We start from the raw sequence: 19,112 nt of genomic DNA on the forward strand, positions 1-19,112 counted from the left end.
CAAGTGGCGTTGCCCGCCCGGGGCATCCACGAGGAGGACGACGTGCGGATCGGTGAGCTGTCCCGGAAGACCGACGTACACGAACGGCTGCTGCGCTACTACGAGGAACAGAACCTGCTCCACCCCGAGCGGCGGCCCAGCGGCTACCGCGAATACAGCGAGGCGGACGTGGGCACCGTGCGCCGTATCCGCAGCCTGCTCGCAGCCGGCCTGAACACCGCCACCATCGCCACGATCCTGCCGTGCCTGCGTGACGAGGGCGAATATCTGGTGCCGACCTGCTCCGACCTCCTCGCCGACCTCACCAGGGAACGGGAGCGGATCACCAAGGCCATCACCGACTTGCAGACCTCCCGCGCCGCACTCGACAAAGTCATCGCCGCAGCACCCGTCGATGTGGCAGACCGTGTGACAAGCAGCGCAAGAGCCCACATCACAACGGCATGACGCCCACCGATCCCGAGCAGCACTGCCGCCGTCACCAATGTCGTGTCCCCCAACAGCTGTTGGGGGACACGACATTGGTGACGGACGAACCGGACCCTGCACGGTCTGCGCGCTCGCGGGCGTCGAGCGCTTCACAGCTGGACCATCCCCGCAGGTGCAGGGAGCAGACTGGTTGACCTGCGACACAGCAGGTCAGGCGGCAACCAGTGAGGCGTGGATCCGGCTGACGGCACGCAGGATCTCGTCCCGGTTCTTCGCCCTCTTGATCCATGCCGGAAGACGGGCCACCAAGGTCATCTTCTGTCCAGTGTCGTACCAGGGCGCTCTTTCCCGCAGGGATGCCTGGACGAAACGACGGATCAAGTCGAGATGTTCGAGGTTGTACGCCCACAACCACCCGTGCCGGGTCTCGACTTGGAGGCACAGCGGCATACCGAAGTACGGATCCGTCGCTGGTCGAGCTGTGCCGGCGGAGAGCGCGACACGACGGCCGCTCCACGCCCGCGACAGCCCGCAACCATGACAGACCAGGCGCCGAGGCCTGAAGAGAATCCGCCCCCCAGGATTGGCGTCCTCGGGCGCCGGAACGACACGGGCGGCATCCCCACAACCGGGGCACCGCACCATGATCAAGGTGATGAAGTCGTACTCGGTGCTGCGCGGGTCCCGGAACCGAGCAGAGAACGTGGCCATGCGGTGAGTATGCAACTGCCTTGCCGAACACTGCCCCACCACCGCCCTCTACAAGTCAGCCCCGTTACGCCACGGTCCGCGGCGTCGGACCGGGCACGCGGCGGGCGGGACCGACGTCTACGCGGGCCGCGGAGTCGAGGTGCAGGACATCCTCGGGTGCAAGGCCACTCCGGACGCTCGTGTGGGTGAGGACCGGTAGCGGCGCCTGTCGCGCGGTCTGCGGCGTGATCAGGTAGTCAGGAAGGGTGAACAGAGACGCGACCGACCCCTTTGTGCACGTCCGGGGCGCCAATGAGAACAACCTGCGGAACATCGATGTCGACGTTCCGCGGGACGCGATGGTCGCCTTCACCGGCGTCTCCGGTTCCGGCAAGTCCTCGCTCGCGTTCGGCACGCTCTACGCGGAGGCGCAACGGCGCTACTTCGAGTCTGTGGCACCGTACGCCCGAAGGCTGTTGCAACAGGTCGGTGCACCGCACGTGCAGGAGATCACCGGGCTGCCACCGGCCGTGGCCCTGCAGCAACGCCGTGGGTCGCCCAGCTCGCGCTCGACGGTCGGCACCATCACCACGCTCTCCAATCTGCTGCGCATGCTGTACGCCCGCGCCGGCACCTATCCGCCCCGTGCCGCCCGACTGGAGGCCGAGTCGTTCTCGCCCAACACCGCGGCCGGTGCCTGTCCGGAGTGCCACGGCCTGGGTGTCGTGCACGACGTCGCCGAGGACCTCCTCGTCCCGGACCCCTCGCTGAGCATCCGCGAGGGGGCGATCGCCGCCTGGCCGGGCGCGTGGCAGGGCGCCAACCTGCGCAGTGTCGTGAGCGGCCTGGGGATCGACATCGACCGGCCGTGGCGCAGGCTCAGGAAGAAGGACCGGGACTGGCTGCTGTACACGGACGAGCAGCCCTCCGTGTACGTCGAGCCGGAGGAGGACCGCGTCGACTACGGCTACCAGGGCAAGTTCTGGAGCGCCCGCAAGCACGTCATGCACGTCCTCGCCGACTCCAAGAGCGAGAAGATGCGCGAACGGGCGCTCAGGTTCGTCAGGAGTGTGCCCTGCCCGGAGTGTGACGGCAGCGGGCTGCGGCCCGAGGCGCTCGCCGTGACCTTCGCCGGACGCTCCATCGCCGAAATCAACGCGATGCCGCTCACCGAGGTCGTGGCGCTGCTGCGGCCCGTCGCGGGGCGGTCCGGGGCAGATGCCACCACGCCGACGGCCCGATCCGGGGAGACGACGGAGGTCGCGGTCAGGATCTGCGGCGATCTGGTCGCGCGGGTCGACGTCCTGCTCGACCTGGGCCTCGGATATCTCAGTCTCGGGCGTCGCTCGACGACCCTGTCGCCGGGCGAGGCGCAGCGCCTGCGGATCGCCACCCAACTGCGCTCGGGGCTGTTCGGCGTCGTCTACGTCCTCGACGAACCCTCCGCGGGCCTGCACCCGGCTGACGCGGAACCGCTGATGGACGTGCTGGACCGCCTCAAGGCGGCGGGCAACTCGCTGTTCGTCGTGGAGCACGACATGAACGTCGTACGGCGGGCCGACTGGGTGGTGGACATCGGCCCCGGCGCGGGCGAGGGCGGCGGGTGCGTGCTGTACAGCGGCCCGGTCGCCGGTCTGGAGCGGGTGGGCGAGTCGGCCACGAGCGAGTACTTGTTCGGGCGCGCCGAGCCTCTCGATCACCGCCCGCGCACACCGCACGGCTGGCTGCACCTGAGCGGCGTGTCCCGCCACAATCTGCGGGACGTGTCCGTCGACGTACCGCTGTGCGTCCTGACGGCGGTGACCGGCGTGTCAGGTTCCGGAAAGTCGACGCTGGTGACGCAGGTGCTCGCCGAGGTCGTCCGCGTCCACCTCGGACTCGCGCCAGAGGAGCCCGACGAGGCGCAGCTGGAGGTCGACGTCCAAAACGCCTCAGGAGCCGAGTCGTTCGACCGGCTGGTCCGGGTCGACCAGCGGCCCATCGGCCGAACTCCCCGGTCCAACCTGGCCACGTACACGGGGATGTTCGACGCGGTGCGCAAGCTGTACGCGGCGACGGACGAGGCCAGGGCGCGGGGCTACTCGGCCGGGCGGTTCTCCTTCAACGTGCCCGAAGGACGCTGCGAGACCTGCCAGGGCGAAGGATTCGTCGCGGTGGAACTGCTCTTCCTGCCCGGCACCTACGCGCCGTGCCCAACCTGCCGGGGTGCCCGGTACAACGCCGAAACGCTGGAAGTCACCTACCGCGGCAAGAACATCGCGGACGTGCTGGGGCTGTCCGTCGACGCCGCCGCCGAGTTCCTGTCCGGCGTCCCGGCCGCCTCCCGCAGTCTGGAGTCGTTGCGCGAGGTGGGACTGGGGTACCTGCGGCTGGGGCAGCCCGCGACGGAACTCAGCGGTGGTGAGGCGCAACGCATCAAGCTGGCCACCGAACTACAGCGGGCACGCCGCGGCCACGCGCTCTACCTGCTCGACGAGCCGACGTCGGGGCTGCACCCCTCGGACGTCGCGCTGCTGCTGCGGCAGTTGCACCGGCTTGTCGACGCGGGCAACACGGTCGTCGTCGTCGAGCACGACCTGGACACGATCGCCACCGCCGACTGGGTCATCGACCTCGGGCCCGGCGGCGGCGACGCGGGCGGCCGGGTGGTGGCCACGGGCCCGCCGGCCAAGGTGGCGAGGGCTCGCCGCAGCGCCACCGCGCCCTACCTCGCGGCCCGGCTCGCGGGCTCCTGACGACGGTGACGACGGTGCACGGGGGCCGAGCACAGGCCGGCCGAGTTCCGGAGCGCATGGTCGCGCGCATCCACGCCGGCCAGGGAGTCGACGGCGCAACGCCGGGCTTGGGCAACGCTGAGGCCGTCCGGCAGAGCAAACGGGCCTTCGGGGCCTCCGGCTTCCGACGGTCGACGACCGACCGGTGCCGTCACTGTTGGCCCCGGCCCCGGGTTTCCGCCGATGTCCGCCACGAGTGCCCGTGCAAGGGTGCCGTGTCCGCACGGTAGGTTACCCGCGTGCGACCCCCCAGCCCAGGCATCTCCCCAGGCCCCCATGGGCAGTCTGCGGTAATGACCTGTGCCCAGAGCATCACCACATGTCGGCGAGGGAAGAAGCGTGGGAGCAAGTCACCCAGCACGCGCGCACAGTCCGCGGCGGCTGACGATCACCCGCCGCGAGGAGGGCGGCGTCCTCGTCCTCGCGGTAGGCGGTGAGATCGACGAGGACACCGGCACCCAGTTCCGCCAAGAACTCCTCCCGGACGGCGGCCGGCCCGCGCCGTACACCGTCGTCGACCTCACCCGGGTCACGTTCATGGACTCCACCGGCATCAACGTGCTCATCACAGCCCACCACGCCCTCCCGGACGGCGGCTGGCTGCGCCTGGCCGGCGCCACCGGGATCGTCTGGCGCGTCATCGAACTCGTCAGCCTCCACCAGGCCATCCCCTGCTTCCCCACCGTGCAGCAAGCCCTCCACGCCTGAACCGCGATCCGGCCGATGACGGGGGCCGGAGTTCCGGGGAGTGACGGCCCCCGCCCCTTCCTGTCGACGATCCCGGCAGCCGTCCCGTGCGGGCACGTCCTCGACGGTACGAGCGGGCGAAGGCTGACAGGCCCGGTTCGGCGGTCTGGGCTTTCCTGCTGGTGAGCGAGTGCGGGTCCGCCGCGCTTCGGGCAGGGACGGGTGATGTGCCGTGGACGTACGGCAGGACGCCGCGGCTTGGGCACGTGTCCTCGGGGTGGCGCGTGCCGCCGACCGCCCAGTGGCGCTGCCGTCCGCCGTGACAGCGTGAGCGGGGGACGTGGGTACGGACGGGTTGGGAGTCAGCCCGATCACCTCGGGTCAGGTCAGGACCGTCGCGTACGCATCCGACGAACGCAGTTACCAGCTTGAGGACGCCCAACTGGTGGCAGGGGAAGGGCCGTACACCGAGGCCACGGCTGAACTCGGCATCCGCCGTGTCACGGCTGTTCCCATGCCGGTCGGCACCAACATCCCGGTCGGCGGCGGGGACATCCACCACACCTCCCCCATCTCCTTCAGCCCAGCGAGCCGCGCCAGGCTCCAGGCATACAGCCGCATCCCCGCCCTCCTGACTCTGGACGGCCCTGGCCCGCATGCGCGCCGTTGCGTTCAGCCACCAGCAATTCCTCAAGGACGCCGCCCGCGACATCCTCAGCGGACAGCTACGCCTGGTCGGGCTCTCGGCACCGTCACACGGCCGTCGCCGCCCGCCCCGGCTGTCGAGCGAGGTCAGTGGCCATGGCAGTCGTGGTCACGGCAGCGCGGTGTGGAGACTGGGTACTGTCGAGCGGCTCCTGCTACCCGGTTCGTTCGCGTCCGGCTTCAGCCGCCCCCCACCCGACTCCCGTGACACACGTCACTGGAACCCGCCAGACCGGTCGGACAGTACATCCACGTGACTCACTCAACCCATGCCCGTCTCCGCGAAGGTGACCCGGCCGCGCTCGCCGAAGCGTTCCAGGAGCACGCAGATGCCGTGTACCGCCATGCCCTGTGGTCCACGGGAAACTGGGCCACGGCCGAGGATGTCGTCTCCCTCACCTACTTGGAGGCGTGGCGCTCGCGCGAGCGGCTGCGCCCGGAGGAGACCGGCCGTCTGCGTCCGTGGCTGCTGGGCATCGCCACCAACGTCCTGCGCAACACGGCCCGTTCGGCCCGGCGACACCGCACAGCCCTGGCCCGGATGCCGCGCACGGGCAACGTCCCGGACTTCGCCGACGAGGTGACGGGGCGGCTGGCGGACGCCGAGCAACTGGCGGCGGCCAAGGCCGCACTGGAGGGGTTGCGGCGCACCGAGCGCGAGGTGTTCACCCTGTGCGTCTGGGGCGGGCTGGACTACGCAGCCGCCGCCGAGGCACTGGGCATACCGGTCGGCACCGTGCGCTCCCGGCTGTCCCGCGCCCGCGCCAAGCTGCGCGACTCCGCCGGGCGCCCGCCCACCCGGCGCGACGACACGCAGAGTGCGCCCGGCCGGGAACTCCCGGGCGGCAGCGGACAGATACAGCGCGTAGACAGCACGCCGGCTCGAACCACTCAGGAGAACCTCGCATGAACGCCCTGTTCCGGAACCGCTCCGGTGCCGCCACCCCATCCTCCCGTCCGGCCGGCCCGTCCAACGAGGAGGGGAACCGGGAGTGGCAGGAGGCCCGCGACCGCATCGAGCTCGCCGCGCTGCGTGAGATGGTCCCGCCGCCGGCCGCCCCCGGGCTTTCGTCCGCCCGTAGCGCGGACCTTGAGGCACAGCTGATGTACGAGATCAACGGCACGGCCGCCCCGTCCGAGGCCGCGAAGCCCGGCTCCGCCGCCCGCCGTCCCGTCCCCTTCGGCTGGCTGACGCCCGTCCGGTCGATGTCCCTCGGGGCGGCCGCCGCCGTCGTCGCGGCGGCGGTGGCGGGCATCGCCCTCACCGGCAGCAGCGGTCAGACAGCCGTCGCCGCGCCCGCCCCGCTCAAGGTGGAGAACTCCCGGGCCACCGTGCCGCTCGCCACCGTCGCGAAGCGGGCCGCCGCCCTCGCCGACTCCCCCGGCGCCGCGCACCGCGGGACCCACATCCGGGAGTGGGCACTGGGGCTGTGGGACGACGGCAAGCACAAGCCGGAGGTGATGCCGGTGTACGAGACCCGCGATCGCTGGAACGCCGACGGCACCGGTGAGGTGGAGGTCTTCAAGGACGGCCGGGTCGTCGACCGCACGCACGAGCCGGCAGGGACATGGGAGAAGAACGCCGACTTCCGGAGCACACCCCCGACCACCGTCCGCGGCTTCGCCGACTACCTGGCGAAGTACGACCCCAACACCCGCGGCAGCGCCTACTGGACGGTGGACGCCGTGGAGGGGCTGCTGCGTGAATGGACACCCGGCCCCGCCCAGACTGCCGCGATCGACGGCCTGCTCGCCCAGCAGTCCGACCTGCGTGCCCTCGGTCCGGTCAAGGACCGTGCGGGGCGCGAAGGCCAGGCGTACGGCGTGAACTTCAAAGGGACGGTGCGGTGGACGATCATCCTCGACGAGCACACCGGGCGCATCCTGGGCACGGAGCTCTCCAGCATCAAGACCGACCCGAAGACGCAGCTGAAGCCCGGTGACGTCGAGCAGTACGACACCTACCTCGACTGAGGCCGCACGCCTGATCACAAGACGCCGACGCGCGACTACAGCGTCGGCTGACGGGCCGGGCCCGGCCGCCGGCCGACCACGGTCGCAAGGCAGCGCCCCTTCCCCGGTGTTCGAGCTGCCGGGAAAGGGGCGCCCCGCATCTCGCGGCGACATCACCCGAACCGCCGGTGAACGTATCCCAACGCGGGCCGCGCTGCCGGGCGTTGGGCACGAGACGTGGGGCGCGAGGCGTGGGGCGTCGGAGGCGACCGCGCGAGCCGCCGGGCGGTCGACCCGCTTTCCGGGCCGGTGCCGCCTGCCACTTGGTCTCGGCCCTTCACCGATGCGGGATGTCCACCCGGCACACGGGCCCGCACCTCGCGACCGGTCGGAAGGTCAGGCGGTCCGGCAGTCCGGCAGTCCGGCGGCACAGGCTTGTGCGTGCCTACGTGTTGTCGGCCTGCCGACAGACCGGTTCCACTTCGCTTGCACGCTTTCCGGCAGGCCGTGAATGGCGCGTCCGAGCCGCCTGTTGGTCTCCCCGGGGGCTCAGGACGGCCCGTCCGGCACGCCTTGCATCACTGAGCCGGTCTGTCGACCCCGAGCAGGCGGACGAGCAGAAACCTGGCTCCTCCCGGCGCTTTACTCAGTGCACCCGGCTGACCAGAAGGCTTCGCCTCGGCCTCGGTTGCCCTCCGGCGCACGCAGGCGGTCTGTGCTGGAATTCATGGGTCCGCCACCGGCCATCGATGTTCAGGTACAGGGCTTGCGCGGAGTAACTCCTGGCCTGTTAGGGCCTGTTCCGGACCGCGTCAGGCGGCCGGCCGCGCCTCCGCGTGCGCCTTGCTGGCGGAACTCCGACCTCGGTCGGGCGACGGAACTTGCCACTCCCTCCCCCGTGTTGTTGTCCATTCCTGCCCTTCTGGGACAAGTTGCTCCCCGCCACGCTGGTGGCCCAGGAGGGCACCCGCCGACGAGCGGGTGCCGGGGAGGACATGAGGAGGGGAACATGAGCACCACATCGCGCAGGGTCCTGGCGACGCTCGCCTCGGCCGCGATACTGGCCGCGAGCCCGGTCCTGGCGGGAGCCGCAACGGCGGCGTCCGGCCCGGCCGGGACGGCACAGCTCCAGCAACAGGTGAACGGCTACGTCGCGGCGCATCCGGGCACGCACCAGATCTCCGCGAACAAGGTGGCGATCCCCGGGGGCAGCGTGACGCTCGCCGCACCCGGCAACAGCGAGGCCTCCGCAGCACTGGCGTGCGCCAACGGACACCTGTGCATCCAGGACGGCACGGGCGACGTGTACGACTACTACTACTGCGGCTACTACAGCTTCGACGGCATCGGCGACGGCACGTTCAACAACAACCAGACGTCGGGCACCACTGCCAGGTTCTACAACTCGAACGGTTCCCTGCGGTGGTACAACACCGCGAAGGACACCGGAACCGCCTCGTGGACCCCGGTCTACTACATCCGGCCGTGCTGATCCCCCTCGCGACGTACCGGTAGCCGCGTCGCAGCTTCAGCACGTCGGCAACAGGGCCCTGCCACAGCCGTGTTGGGGCTCCCGCCAGGACCCGGCCGTCCGGAAGGGCGTCCACACTGCCCGCCGCGCCGCGTGACCGCGGCGGGCAGTGCTCGTCGATCGGGACCGGCGCAGCATGGCCTTCATCATGGAGAGCAACTACTGCGGAGAGGCCGCGACCTCGCCGTTCCCCTACGCCGGAGTTCAAGCGGGACGGCGTGCCGCCCGGCCATCTCCGGGACAATTCGTTCGGCGTTGAGCAACGGCTCGCGTACGGTGCCCCAGTCATCGAGGCGGAAGGCGGATTGCGGGCGTGGCACCCAAGAAAGTGACGCGGGATCAGTTGGCGGGTGCGGCGCGGGCCGCGCTGGGCGGCGGGCGACGACTGGAGGCGGTGGAGCGACTCGCGGGCGGCACCACGAAGGGCGTCTACCGGCTGACGATGGACGACGCCACGACGGCGATCGCCTACCTGTGGGAGGACTCCGAGAACTACTGGCCGATCACCGAGCACGATGGCGACCTCGCCGACCCGTTCTCGCGCGGCATCGGGCTCGACCTGTTCGAGGCCGCGCACGCGCAACTTGAGACATTGGGCCTGCGGGTCTTCAAGATCCACCTGGTCGACCGTGACCGCACCCACTACCCGGCCGACCTGGCAATCGTGGAGGACGTGCCCGGCGAGGACCTGATGGACCTCTGCAACCGCGACCCGCGCGCCGCGGAGCCGACCATGACGCGCCTTGCCGAAAGCCTGGCGATGATGCGCGCCCACAGGGCACCGTCCTTCGGCAAGGTGGCTCTGATCGACGCAGGCGGCACGTCACGTTCGGCCTCATGCGAGCAGGCAGCGCTCGCCTTCGCGCTGCGCTGCCTCGCCGAGGCGACCGCGCGCGACCACAGGATCGCCGACGCCCGCGATCAGTTGGAGGAGCGGCTGCGGCAGCTGACCGCGGCGGTGCGGCCACGCGCCGAGTACTCCGTCGTCCATGGCGAGCTGGGCCTGGACCACGTCATGGTCAACCGAGACGGCCGTCCCGTCATCATCGACATCGAGAACCTGCTGTACTTCGACGTCGAGTGGGAGCACGTGTTCCTACGTCTCCGCCATACCAACAGCCAGTATCGGCGGCTGGCGGTGGACGGCCTCGACGAGGACCGCCTTGCCCTCTACAAACTCACCCAGCATCTGTCGCTGACAGCCGGCCCGCTGCGTCTGCTCGACGGGGACTTCCCCAACCGGGAGTTCATGCGGGGGATCGCCGAGCATCACCTATCCGAGGCGCTGGCTCTCGTCCTGGCAGGTTGAAGACGGCCTATGCTGCGGAAATGATCAAGCCCATCGAACTTGTCATATTCGACTGCGACGGCGTGCTGGTCGACAGCGAACGCATAGCCGCTCGTATCCAGGTCGCCCTCGGAGCCGAGCTGGGTTGGCCGCTGACCGAGGCCGAGGTCGTGGACCGGTTCATCGGGCGCTCACACGCCGCCATCCACGAACAGGTCGCTGTTCAGCTCGGCCCGGACACTGCCGCGGTCTGGGCGGCGAGGTTCGAGCAGCTCCACCGGGAGGCCGTGGACGCCGAACTTGCCCCGGTGGACGGCTTGCCGGAAGCACTCGACGCGCTCACTCTGCCGACATGCGTCGCCTCCAGCGGCTCCCACGACAAGATGCGGCACACTCTGGGCCGCACCGGGCTCTACGAACGCTTCGCAGGCCGTATCCACAGCTCCACCGATGTCTCCCGCGGCAAGCCCGCCCCTGACCTGTTCCTGCACGCCGCCCAGCAGATGGGCGTCGATCCTGAAGCCTGCGTGGTCGTCGAAGACAGCCAACCCGGCGTCCACGCTGCCCGCGCCGCCGGCATGCGAGCCTTCGGCTATGCCGGCGGACTCACCCCGGCCGAACGCCTCGAAGGCCCCGACACCGTCGTCTTCTACGACATGCGCCGGCTACCGAACCTCATCGCCGAACGGCAGTCGGCTCTTCACCAGGCAGTGCCAGCCCACAGGTTGTGACAATCGCTCGCCGCCGTCACATGTCGCGCGCTGCGCCGATGCGGTCGCGAGCAGACCCGGCAGCGGTCGTTAGGCTCCCGCCCATGACCAGCGATCACGGATTCACCTGCTCGTGCTGTGGCGAGCACCATGCGCAGCTGCCGATGGGCTACGCCGCCACGGCCCCCTACATGTGGAACGAGAGCTTCGCGGACACGCCGGACAGTCTGCTCTCCTCGGACCAGTGTGTGATCCGGGAGCAGCACTACTTCGTCAAGGGCCTGATCGAGATACCGGTCGCCGGCAGCGAAGAAGTCTTCTCGTGGGCGGTCTGGGTCTCCCTGAGCCGGGACAACTTCTCCCGCGCCGCAGACCTCTGGGACAGTCCACAACGCGAAGCCGAAGAGCCCTACTTCGGGTGGCTGAGCACAGACCTCGCTCTGTACTCACCGAGCACCGTCAACCTGAAGACCCGCGTCCACACCAGGCAGGTCGGCCAACGCCCGTTCGTCGAGCTGGAGCCCACCGACCACCCGCTCGCCGTCGAACAGCACACCGGCATCACCATGGACCGCGTACGCGAGATCGCCGAAGGCGTCCTCCATCCCGCGAATTGACCAAGGCTCGCAACCTCTGGATGGGTTCTCCTGAACTATCGCCCAGCGGTGTCGGCCACTCGCGGCCCAGTCACCGGACCGACAACGTGCACGGAACCCGGCGCACAGCCGCGAACGCACCCCCTGCCTCGACCTCATCTGCCTGCTGACCACCGGGTCCTGCGGAGTCGGATGAGAGGCCGAGAACGGACGTGAACCCGCTTGTGCGACCACACCACGGCAAAGCGGGATGCACCGTCGATGTCGGTGACCCCGTCACCGGTCGACCTGCGTGATATCCCAGCCGGGAATGGGGCCGCACCGCGGTCGGGCTTCACCAACGCGGCGCCGCAGTCAGCCAGTTGGCCTGCCATTGCGCAGGAGGGCGCCTTGACCAGGCGACTTCGTGCAGGTCGATCACGGCGCGGGGCGGAGCGGGGCGGGACTGGGTGTTCGGCCTTGCAACGGGGGCCGCCGGGAAGGTCAGGCGTGCCCGGCCGCTCTCGTGGACGCCGTACCGGCCCGGGAGGGGTCGGGGCCGTGCCAGTCGACGCACAGTACCGTCGCGTCGTCCTTGGGCGGCAGCCCCTCGTAGGCACAGCTCACCGCGGCGACCAGGGTGCGCACGACCTCGCGCGGGTGTGCGGCGGCGGTGGCACGCAGGAGGGCCCGGAGGTCGACCGCCCGCGCGAGGCGGTCCTGCATCCCGTCGGTGTGGAACAGCAGACGGTCCCCCGGACGCAGGTCGATGTCCTGCACGCGGTACGGCACAGGCCCCTCGATGCCGAAGGGGAGGCTGACGGAGAGCGTGAGTTCCTCGACTTCACCGTCGCGCAGCCGCAGAGGCCAGGGGTGGCCGGCGTTGACGATCTGCGCACCGCTGCCGTCCAGGGCGACGCGCAGCAGTTGCCCGGTGGTGAAGGTGCGGCGGCCGTGGTCGACGAGGGCCCGGTGGATCTGGCGTGCCTGTTCGGTGAGGTCCGCACCGGAACGGCGGGCGCCCCGGGAGGCGTTGACGGCGAGCGTGGCGATGAGCGACGCGTCGACGTCGTGGCCCATGGCGTCGGTCACGGACACGTGCAGGGTGTCGGAGTCCACGCTGTAGTCGTACGTGTCACCCGCGATGTCGGAAGCGGGCACGAGGGCGCCGGCGAGGCTGAACTCCGCGGCCTCGCACGACGGCGCCGAGGGCAGCAACTGGCGCTGGATCTCGGCGGCCAGGCTGACCGAGGTGGTGCGGTTGCCCCAGTGGTAGAGGTCCGTGAAGCGGCGGTCGGTGACGATGATGTACGCCAGTGCGTGCGCGGCTTCCTCGACCTGCTCCAGCACGTCCGGGTCCACCTCGTCGAGGAACAGTTCCAGGACGCCGATCGTGTCGCCGCGGTTGGTCACCGGGGAGAGCACCCGCTGCCCCTGTTCACCGTGCGGCTCCTGCACCGGCTTCTGCGAACGCAGCACCTCGTCGTAGACGCTGCTGCCGAGAAGCGGCACCTGCTCGGCCCGTACTTCCTGCTCCCCGTCGTGCGCCGCCCGGGTATGGGGATCACCGTACGAGGCGGGGACCGAGGACGGCACCAGCTGCGGGGGCGGGACCGCGGTCACCGCCGTGTCGTTGACGCGCAGCAGCCGTCGGCCCACCACGTCGACGAACAGGAACGACACGTACTTGGCGCCGAACCGATCGCGCAGGTTGCGCGCCACCACGTCGAGAGAGTCCACGGGCGCGGCTTCCTCCGCCGCTGCCAGTACCTCAGCCAGTCCGATGCGCTCACGCTCCATGTCAGCTCCCTTCCTGCCGCTCCTCTTTCCCGCTGAGCGGGACAGTACGTATCCCCCGATGGCAGGAGGTCGGGACGCGGCGCGGAGTGAACGACGATCGCCCGTCCTGTGACCTGGGGATACGACCGGACCCGCGAGGGCGATCCCTCCGACGGACCCGCCGACGGGCCGCTCCTCACACCACCGGACGTATGTACCATTGTGGCGCTTCCTTCGCTTTGCCACGCCTTCGTCCGCATACGTCACCAGGCGCAAGATGCGAGGCGTCAGGTGGAACGGCGGAACGCGACGGGTCGGGCTGAGCGCCATGGAGGGCGGTGCGCACTGCGACTGGCAGTACCGCCAAAGTGGTCGCCGGATGGCAGGCACCGAGGCGCAAGCGGCCCCGGCCGGTCCCCCGGTCCCCCGGTCCCCGAAGGACTGGAGGCACCCAGAACGCCCAACTAGGCTGTTTCGGCTACGAGTTCGTCAGTCCCACCGCAGGGGAGTCCCACTCGACTCGCTGCGACGCGAGCCGGGAAGACACCTCGAGACACAGCGTCTGCGACGGGGGCCTGCGGGCGCCGCTGCCCGGCGTGACGCGACGCGGCTCCGTGGCAGGACGGCGAGATGGATGACGGCGAGGTCGCCGCGTTCATGCCGCCTTGTCGTGGAGGTCGAGGGTCCAGGTCTGGCCCACGAGGTGGTGACCGAATCCGTGGTGGGGCCTCTCGTCGGTGAGGACGAACCCGAAGTGTTCGTAGATCCTGCGGGCGGACACGAGGTTGTCGGTGGTCCACAGGGTCACCGACCGGTAGCCGGCTTCGCGAGCGAAGGCGAGTGCCTGTTCGACAAGGCGGGTGCCCAGGCCGAGTCCCCGGGCCGCCGAGGTGACAAGCAGCACACGCAACTTGGCCACATCCGGCTCTTCACCGGCGACCAGGAACACAGATCCCGCACGTTCGCCCTCGACCTCGGCGACCCACGCCGCCTCCGCGACCGGGGAGTGCTTCACGGCATAGTCGCCGACGATCTTGGCCACCAGGGCCTCGAAGTCGGTGTTGAAGCCGAACTGCCGGCTGTACGTCTCGCCGTGGGCCATCACCACCCAGCCCAGGTCGCCAGGACGGTCGGCGCGGCGGATGACGGTCCGCCGCTGGGATGCTTCCTTCGGCACTGCGCACTCTCCGAACTCACTGGTCACCCACCGCTACTGACACGGTCGTGTCAGTCGGTCTAGGCTAGATCCATGCCCTCGAAGTCCGCAAACCCGTCCGCGCGCCAGACGCAGCTGCTCGAAGCCGCATACGAGTACGCCCTCGCTCACGGGCTGGCCGATCTGTCACTGCGTCCCCTGGCGGAGGCCATCGGCTCCAGTACCCGGGTGCTGATGTTCCTCTTCGGCAACAAGGACGGACTCGTGCGAGCACTGCTGGAGCGGGCCCGCACTGAGGAAGTCGCACTGCTGGAGCACCTCCGCCAGGCCGACCGCCCCGCCGGGCTGGTACCGGCGATCGAGCAGGTGTGGACGTGGCTCTCCGCCGGTGAGCACCGTTCCCTGCTGCGGCTGTGGGCGGAGGCCTACGCCCGCTCCCTCGTCGAGCCCGACGGCCCCTGGGCCGGGTTCGCCAAGTCCACCGTGGACGACTGGCTCGACGTGTTGGCCGTGTGCCAGACGCAGCGGGAACGGGAGAGCGAAGCCGGCGCCCACCAGCGCACCTTGGCCTTGGCAGTGCTGCGTGGAGCGCTGCTCGACCTCCTCGCCACCGACGATGAGCATCGGGTGACCGCAGCCGTTCGTCAGCAGTTGGTGCTCCTGCGGCACCAGCACCGCGGCAACGCGTGAGGAGGATGGTCCGGCGTCCGCTGCGGACTGGCTGCGGCGCATGCCCCGCGGCATCCATCTGCCGTCTGGGGCGCGGGCCCAACGGGACGCGGCAATGATCAGGTGACGGCCAAGTCCACATCAGCCGGGCGCGTGGCCGACGTTGGCCCCACCGGGCGCTACCGCGCGCAGTTCCGCCGGTCTCACGGCGGCGTCCGCGCGAGCCCGGGCGAGCTGCGTGCCCGAGACTCCGCCGGGGAGTTGGCCCCCAGTCGCCGGTCCGTCCGGCCTACTCGGAGCGTGACGGCTTTTCCGCGGTTGTCTTGGGCGCCTTGGGTGCCTCCGGAGCTTTCGGGGCCTCCGGGGTCTTGGGGGGCTTGCTGAAGTCGTCCTTCTTGGGCCTGTTCTTCAGGTCCTCGTCCTTCTGGAGGTCACCGTATTCCTTGACCGTCGTGCTCGCGTCCTGCATGCCGGCGGATGCCGCCCGGGTGACCGAGCCGGGATCCTGGGCGTACTGGGCCTGCGCGCCCGCGGAGGCCTGGGTGGTCTGGATGAAGGCGCCGAGGAAGCCCAGGACGGCCCGCGCTTCGGGGCATGTCTCCTGCACGATCTTCGCGCGGGAGGAGGCACCGTGGATGGCGTTGTTGAACAGGCTGGTGCTCGTGTCGTCGTACGTGTCGTCATCGCTGTCCTCGAAGTCCACCCCCTCCCCCGGCCGGGGCTTGGTGCTGTCGGTGGTCACGGAGAAGAGCCCGGCGCCCCTGCCCGCGGAGTTGAAGATGTTGTCGAACACCATGGTCATCACCTCTGGTCGTCGTGGTGGCGGCGGTGCCGCGCGGTCAGGGCAGCTTGTGCAGCGTTTGCTCGCTGACGGCCAGGGCCTCGCCGTCGAGCAGCGTGTGGTGGACCTCGAGGGCGGAGACGACCTCGGCCAGTCCCTTCATGCGGAAGCCGCCCGGAGCCAGGTCGATGTCGGCGATGTCGCGGGCGACCACCTTCAGCAGGCCGGGATAGTCCCCGGGTTGCGGGGGTGACAGGACCGCCGCCGGCACGTCGTACTGCACCGCGATCAGTCCGGAGAAGGTCACGGGGATCTCGTAGGAGTACTGCTTGCGGGTGCGCCGCTGCGAGACGATGGTCTGCACGCGGGAGTTCGGCGGAACCTTGCCGGAGATCTGTGACTTCGAGGCCCAGCTGGTGTTCAGGGAGCCCCCGACGGTGGCCGCGATTCCGAGCGCCAGTTGCGCGTTGAGGGACGCGTTGCCGGTGGCGCTGCCGCTGGTCGTGAACCCCACCGAGTTGGTCATCCCCATCGAGGCGGAGTTCGTCGCCGAGGTGCTCGCGGACGTCTCGGTGGTGTTGGCGTTGTCGACGCCGACGTTGTCCTTGCTGTTCTTGTTGGTCACCGTGTTCGCGTTCTTGTTCGCCATCCCGTTCTGGCACGACGCCGCGAGCTGCGACTGAAGGTCCAGGCGGAGCTGATTTTGCAGCTGCAGCTGGAGGGATGCGCCGACGCTGCCGCCGAAGGTGAGCTTGGCGTCCCCGTTCAGCGACCATGTCACCCCGTTCGACACGGTGAAGTCGACCGAGTCGGTGAAGGTCATCTCCGACTGGCTGCGGTTGACGTAGTCGCGTGAGGAGAAGGTGTCGGGCGGAGGCTGACCGATGTCGCCGCGCACCTCGATCAGCGGCTCCCCGAGGTTCATGTAGGCGAGCCAACCCAGCTCGAGCGCCGTCCCGTTGAAGGAGCCGAACCTCGTCTTGTTCACGGAGAACCCGACGGGCTTGTGCCCGACACCGTAGTCGTCGACGTAGACCAGGTTGGGGTGATCCAGGATCGACTGCCAGTTCTGCTCGATGTTCAGTTCCCGCAGGTTCTTCTTCGTCAGCGGCTGACGCCTGGCCGGTACCAGGCTGTACGCGTTGGAAGGCATCTACCCGTCCTCGACTCATTCCGTCCGACCGTGCCCGGTGAAAACAAGCAGAAATCCGCACACGTTCCAGCAAGCAAAAATATTGCACCCACCCGCCCCCGGGAAGAGGGATCAGAACACCGCACCCCATCGAGTGAGCGTTTTTCAGAAATTTCTTCCGAAACGCCGAGGGTGTGACCTTTCTTCACCCCTGTCACTCGATCGATGACTTTTCGGCACTTCCGTCCACGGGTAGTTTGACCTCGGACGTTGCCGCGAACTACGCCTTCGTCCCAGCCGCCTTCGTTGTTCCAGGCGCCTTCCCGACGGATCGACCGGAACCCTGGATATATCTGCGCGACAGGCCCCTTTACGGAAAGGGCCGAGGTGCTGGTCTCCCCTATTCGAAACAGGTGAGGTTTCCGCTATGTACACCCAAGAACGCACGACGATGTCGAATCTGGTGGTCGGCGGGCCGGTGGCGGTGAACAGCTACGACAACGCGATCGTGGCCGCACTCGTCGAGAACCGTCCGGTCATGCTCGTACACGCCTTCAACGGCGGCTACCTGCGCCCCGCCGAGCTGAGGGAGGAGAGCCACGACAAGGGGGTCCAGCTGGCAACCGCGCTCGACCCGGCCACCAAGGAGGCGCAGGGCCACCTCTGGTACATCACCCCGGCCGGCTTCTTCGGGCAGCGCCCGCTGTACTTCCTCGAAAGCGCCGCCGGCCAGGTGTCGCCCGAACCTTCCGGCACGAGCGCGAGCACGGGCACGGGCACCGCCGACGCCGGGCGCGGCGACGACGGCATGCCCAAGCCGAAACGCCGGCGCATCACCGTGCACCAGGAGGCGCCGAAAACCACCGCCGACACCGTGCAGGTCGGCCTGCCCGACAAGGTCGCGGACAAGTGGCGGGGGAAGAACGGCGCGCCCGAGGACACCCAGCTCTGGGTCGTCACGGTGACGCCGTGGGGCGGGATCACCTTCGTGCCCATCACCCACCCCGACGCCATCCTCGGGTTCAAGGACTACGCGGTGACGCCCAACAGCGAGGTGCGCCTCACCTACAACTGGGGCGGGGACTTCACCGGCACGGTCATCAACACGTTCTATCCGCGGCTGCCCAACGAATGGAACGTCCCCTACCACCACGTCTTCACGTGACCCGCGGCCACCGCGCCGCATCCCGAGCCGACGCCCGTACCGCCTGGAAGAGGCCGCACGATGCCCGTGCCCACGGAAGAACTGAAGCTGCAGATCGTCAACGCCGCCACCGGCAGGTTCCTTGGCGCCCCGGCGGAGCCCGGCGCGGACGGGGCGCTCGTCGTGCGCGACGCCCCCGATGCCGGACCGGGCCCGCAACATTGGCAGATCCTCCCCGCCCAGGACGAGGACGCGTATGTCCTCCGCAACGCGGACAGCGGCCAGGTCCTCGACGACCCCGCCGCCGCGGACCGCGCGGTCCGCCAGGCCACGGCCGCCGCCGGCAGTCAGAGCCAGCAGTGGCACCTCGTCCCGGCCGAGGGCGACGCCGGCTGCTACTTCATCGAGGGCACGAGCGACAACACCGTTCTCGATCTTGCCGATGCCGACGAGGACGAAGAGGAGACCCGCGTCGTCCTGCGCGAGTACGACGAGGCCGCACCGAGTCAGCGCTGGCGGCTCGTCCCGGCCGAGCCCGAACGCGTCAGCGACCCGGTACTGCGCTGGGCAGCGCTGGACCACTGGAACAGCCGCCGCTCCTGGCGGCTGGCCGACTCGAAGGCGTTGCGCCCGGCCCCCGGAGCCACGCCCCCCTTCAGCGACATGCTGCTGGTCCTTGAGCAGTTCGGCAGCGACCAGGACACCGGTGGTTGGAAGAGCGCCGGAGCCGGCCGCTTCCCCAGCGGGCAGCCAGTGGGGTGGGCAGGTCTGGGTGAGCGGTTCCTCGCCGACACTTCGGGCACGGGCCAGGCGGACATCGTGGGGCTCAAGCCCGCGAAGGGCGCTGTTACCTCGTTCGGCAGGGGGGACGGCACGTTCGACGACGAGCGCCTCCTGCACCCGACCGCGCCCTCTTCGACTCCCCAGGATCTGTGGACCGTCGCGGACACCGCGGGTGACGGGCGGCCCAACGCGGTCGTGCTCGGCGCCGACGGCGTCCGGGTGGCCCGCCGCGACGAGGACGGGACCTTCTCACCCGCCGGCGGCGAACCGGTGCTCGCGGCGTTCGGCCACGGCGAGGGGGCGGGCGGGTGGCTTGCCGACAAGCA

General features: G+C 69.7%; 17 protein-coding genes. 12 read left to right on the plus strand and 5 right to left on the minus strand.

The features are described from left to right. Nucleotides 1-42: 42 nt before the first annotated feature. Nucleotides 43-447 (plus strand): MerR family transcriptional regulator, encoded by a 405-nt coding sequence (locus tag ACFZA0_RS25270; protein WP_391021369.1) that lies wholly within the window; start codon nucleotides 43-45, stop codon nucleotides 445-447. 192 nt (nucleotides 448-639) lie between these two features. On the opposite strand, the gene ACFZA0_RS25275 is transcribed toward ACFZA0_RS25270, so the two are convergent. Then, nucleotides 640-1,140: a hypothetical protein gene (locus tag ACFZA0_RS25275; protein WP_391020955.1), complete on the minus strand. Its 501-nt coding sequence runs from the start codon at nucleotides 1,138-1,140 to the stop codon at nucleotides 640-642. Nucleotides 1,141-1,385: 245 nt separating this feature from the next. On the opposite strand from ACFZA0_RS25275, the gene uvrA reads away from it, so the two are divergent. The 8 genes from uvrA (at nucleotide 1,386) to ACFZA0_RS25315 (ending at nucleotide 11,384) form a co-directional block, all read left to right on the plus strand. Then, nucleotides 1,386-3,854 carry an excinuclease ABC subunit UvrA gene (gene uvrA / locus ACFZA0_RS25280; protein WP_391020957.1) on the plus strand — a complete coding sequence of 823 codons (2,469 nt, stop codon included), beginning with the start codon at nucleotides 1,386-1,388 and terminating at the stop codon, nucleotides 3,852-3,854. Between the two features lie 378 nt (nucleotides 3,855-4,232). Continuing rightward, nucleotides 4,233-4,601, plus strand: coding sequence for an anti-sigma factor antagonist (locus ACFZA0_RS25285; protein ID WP_391020959.1), 369 nt, complete (start codon nucleotides 4,233-4,235; stop codon nucleotides 4,599-4,601). 937 nt (nucleotides 4,602-5,538) lie between these two features. After that, nucleotides 5,539-6,195 (plus strand): sigma-70 family RNA polymerase sigma factor, encoded by a 657-nt coding sequence (locus tag ACFZA0_RS25290; RefSeq protein ID WP_391020961.1) that lies wholly within the window; start codon nucleotides 5,539-5,541, stop codon nucleotides 6,193-6,195. Next, nucleotides 6,192-7,259, plus strand: a complete 1,068-nt coding sequence (locus ACFZA0_RS25295; protein WP_391020963.1) for a CU044_5270 family protein — start codon at nucleotides 6,192-6,194, stop codon at nucleotides 7,257-7,259. Before ACFZA0_RS25290 ends, ACFZA0_RS25295 begins: the two co-directional genes overlap by 4 nt. Before the next feature lie 988 nt (nucleotides 7,260-8,247). Beyond that, on the plus strand, nucleotides 8,248-8,730 hold the full coding sequence (locus ACFZA0_RS25300; RefSeq protein ID WP_391020965.1) for a hypothetical protein: 483 nt from the start codon (nucleotides 8,248-8,250) through the stop codon (nucleotides 8,728-8,730). A 367-nt stretch (nucleotides 8,731-9,097) separates the two neighbouring features. Further along, on the plus strand, nucleotides 9,098-10,078 hold the full coding sequence (locus tag ACFZA0_RS25305; protein ID WP_391021370.1) for a phosphotransferase: 981 nt from the start codon (nucleotides 9,098-9,100) through the stop codon (nucleotides 10,076-10,078). A 20-nt stretch (nucleotides 10,079-10,098) separates the two neighbouring features. After that, on the plus strand, nucleotides 10,099-10,788 hold the full coding sequence (locus ACFZA0_RS25310) for an HAD-IA family hydrolase (protein WP_391020967.1): 690 nt from the start codon (nucleotides 10,099-10,101) through the stop codon (nucleotides 10,786-10,788). A gap of 83 nt (nucleotides 10,789-10,871) precedes the next feature. Next, nucleotides 10,872-11,384, plus strand: a complete 513-nt coding sequence (locus ACFZA0_RS25315; protein WP_391020969.1) for a DUF2199 domain-containing protein — start codon at nucleotides 10,872-10,874, stop codon at nucleotides 11,382-11,384. A 462-nt stretch (nucleotides 11,385-11,846) separates the two neighbouring features. On the opposite strand, the gene ACFZA0_RS25320 is transcribed toward ACFZA0_RS25315, so the two are convergent. Together ACFZA0_RS25320 and ACFZA0_RS25325 are read right to left on the minus strand one after the other, a co-directional pair. Continuing rightward, nucleotides 11,847-13,142, minus strand: a complete 1,296-nt coding sequence (locus ACFZA0_RS25320; protein ID WP_391020971.1) for a SpoIIE family protein phosphatase — start codon at nucleotides 13,140-13,142, stop codon at nucleotides 11,847-11,849. 634 nt (nucleotides 13,143-13,776) lie between these two features. Continuing rightward, entirely contained in the window at nucleotides 13,777-14,298 is a 522-nt protein-coding gene (locus ACFZA0_RS25325; RefSeq protein WP_391020973.1) for a GNAT family N-acetyltransferase, read from the minus strand. A gap of 72 nt (nucleotides 14,299-14,370) precedes the next feature. Between ACFZA0_RS25325 and ACFZA0_RS25330 the strand changes: the two genes are divergently transcribed. Next, the gene (locus ACFZA0_RS25330) at nucleotides 14,371-14,967 is read left to right on the plus strand and encodes a TetR family transcriptional regulator (protein WP_391020975.1); all 597 of its coding nucleotides are present in this window, start codon (nucleotides 14,371-14,373) and stop codon (nucleotides 14,965-14,967) included. 268 nt (nucleotides 14,968-15,235) lie between these two features. Here ACFZA0_RS25330 and ACFZA0_RS25335 read toward each other — a convergent pair whose 3' ends face one another. Both ACFZA0_RS25335 and ACFZA0_RS25340 read right to left on the minus strand, forming a co-directional pair. Next, nucleotides 15,236-15,742, minus strand: a complete 507-nt coding sequence (locus tag ACFZA0_RS25335) for a hypothetical protein (RefSeq protein ID WP_391020977.1) — start codon at nucleotides 15,740-15,742, stop codon at nucleotides 15,236-15,238. Between the two features lie 43 nt (nucleotides 15,743-15,785). Beyond that, on the minus strand, nucleotides 15,786-16,880 hold the full coding sequence (locus tag ACFZA0_RS25340; RefSeq protein ID WP_391020979.1) for a hypothetical protein: 1,095 nt from the start codon (nucleotides 16,878-16,880) through the stop codon (nucleotides 15,786-15,788). Between the two features lie 406 nt (nucleotides 16,881-17,286). Here ACFZA0_RS25340 and ACFZA0_RS25345 point away from each other — a divergent pair, with 406 nt between their 5' ends. Next, complete coding sequence (locus ACFZA0_RS25345; protein ID WP_391020981.1) at nucleotides 17,287-18,024, plus strand: hypothetical protein; 738 nt, start codon at nucleotides 17,287-17,289, stop codon at nucleotides 18,022-18,024. 60 nt (nucleotides 18,025-18,084) lie between these two features. Then, nucleotides 18,085-19,112, plus strand: a 1,028-nt coding sequence (locus tag ACFZA0_RS25350) for an RICIN domain-containing protein (protein WP_391020983.1), incomplete at its 3' end; no start/stop codon positions are given.

The sequence above is a fragment of the Streptomyces sp. NPDC008150 genome, assembly GCF_042956945.1.
GTDB lineage: Bacteria > Actinomycetota > Actinomycetes > Streptomycetales > Streptomycetaceae > Streptomyces.

What these genes read in the sequence shown, in the direction of transcription:
- ACFZA0_RS25320 (WP_391020971.1), bottom strand. Translation starts at nt 13,142, where the DNA reads ATGGAGCGTGAGCGCATCGGACTGGCTGAGGTACTGGCAGCGGCGGAG.
- ACFZA0_RS25310 (WP_391020967.1), top strand. Translation starts at nt 10,099, where the DNA reads ATGATCAAGCCCATCGAACTTGTCATATTCGACTGCGACGGCGTGCTG.
- ACFZA0_RS25335 (WP_391020977.1), bottom strand. Translation starts at nt 15,742, where the DNA reads ATGGTGTTCGACAACATCTTCAACTCCGCGGGCAGGGGCGCCGGGCTC.
- ACFZA0_RS25295 (WP_391020963.1), top strand. Translation starts at nt 6,192, where the DNA reads ATGAACGCCCTGTTCCGGAACCGCTCCGGTGCCGCCACCCCATCCTCC.
- ACFZA0_RS25300 (WP_391020965.1), top strand. Translation starts at nt 8,248, where the DNA reads ATGAGCACCACATCGCGCAGGGTCCTGGCGACGCTCGCCTCGGCCGCG.
- ACFZA0_RS25315 (WP_391020969.1), top strand. Translation starts at nt 10,872, where the DNA reads ATGACCAGCGATCACGGATTCACCTGCTCGTGCTGTGGCGAGCACCAT.
- ACFZA0_RS25275 (WP_391020955.1), bottom strand. Translation starts at nt 1,140, where the DNA reads ATGGCCACGTTCTCTGCTCGGTTCCGGGACCCGCGCAGCACCGAGTAC.
- ACFZA0_RS25340 (WP_391020979.1), bottom strand. Translation starts at nt 16,880, where the DNA reads ATGCCTTCCAACGCGTACAGCCTGGTACCGGCCAGGCGTCAGCCGCTG.
- ACFZA0_RS25330 (WP_391020975.1), top strand. Translation starts at nt 14,371, where the DNA reads ATGCCCTCGAAGTCCGCAAACCCGTCCGCGCGCCAGACGCAGCTGCTC.
- ACFZA0_RS25345 (WP_391020981.1), top strand. Translation starts at nt 17,287, where the DNA reads ATGTACACCCAAGAACGCACGACGATGTCGAATCTGGTGGTCGGCGGG.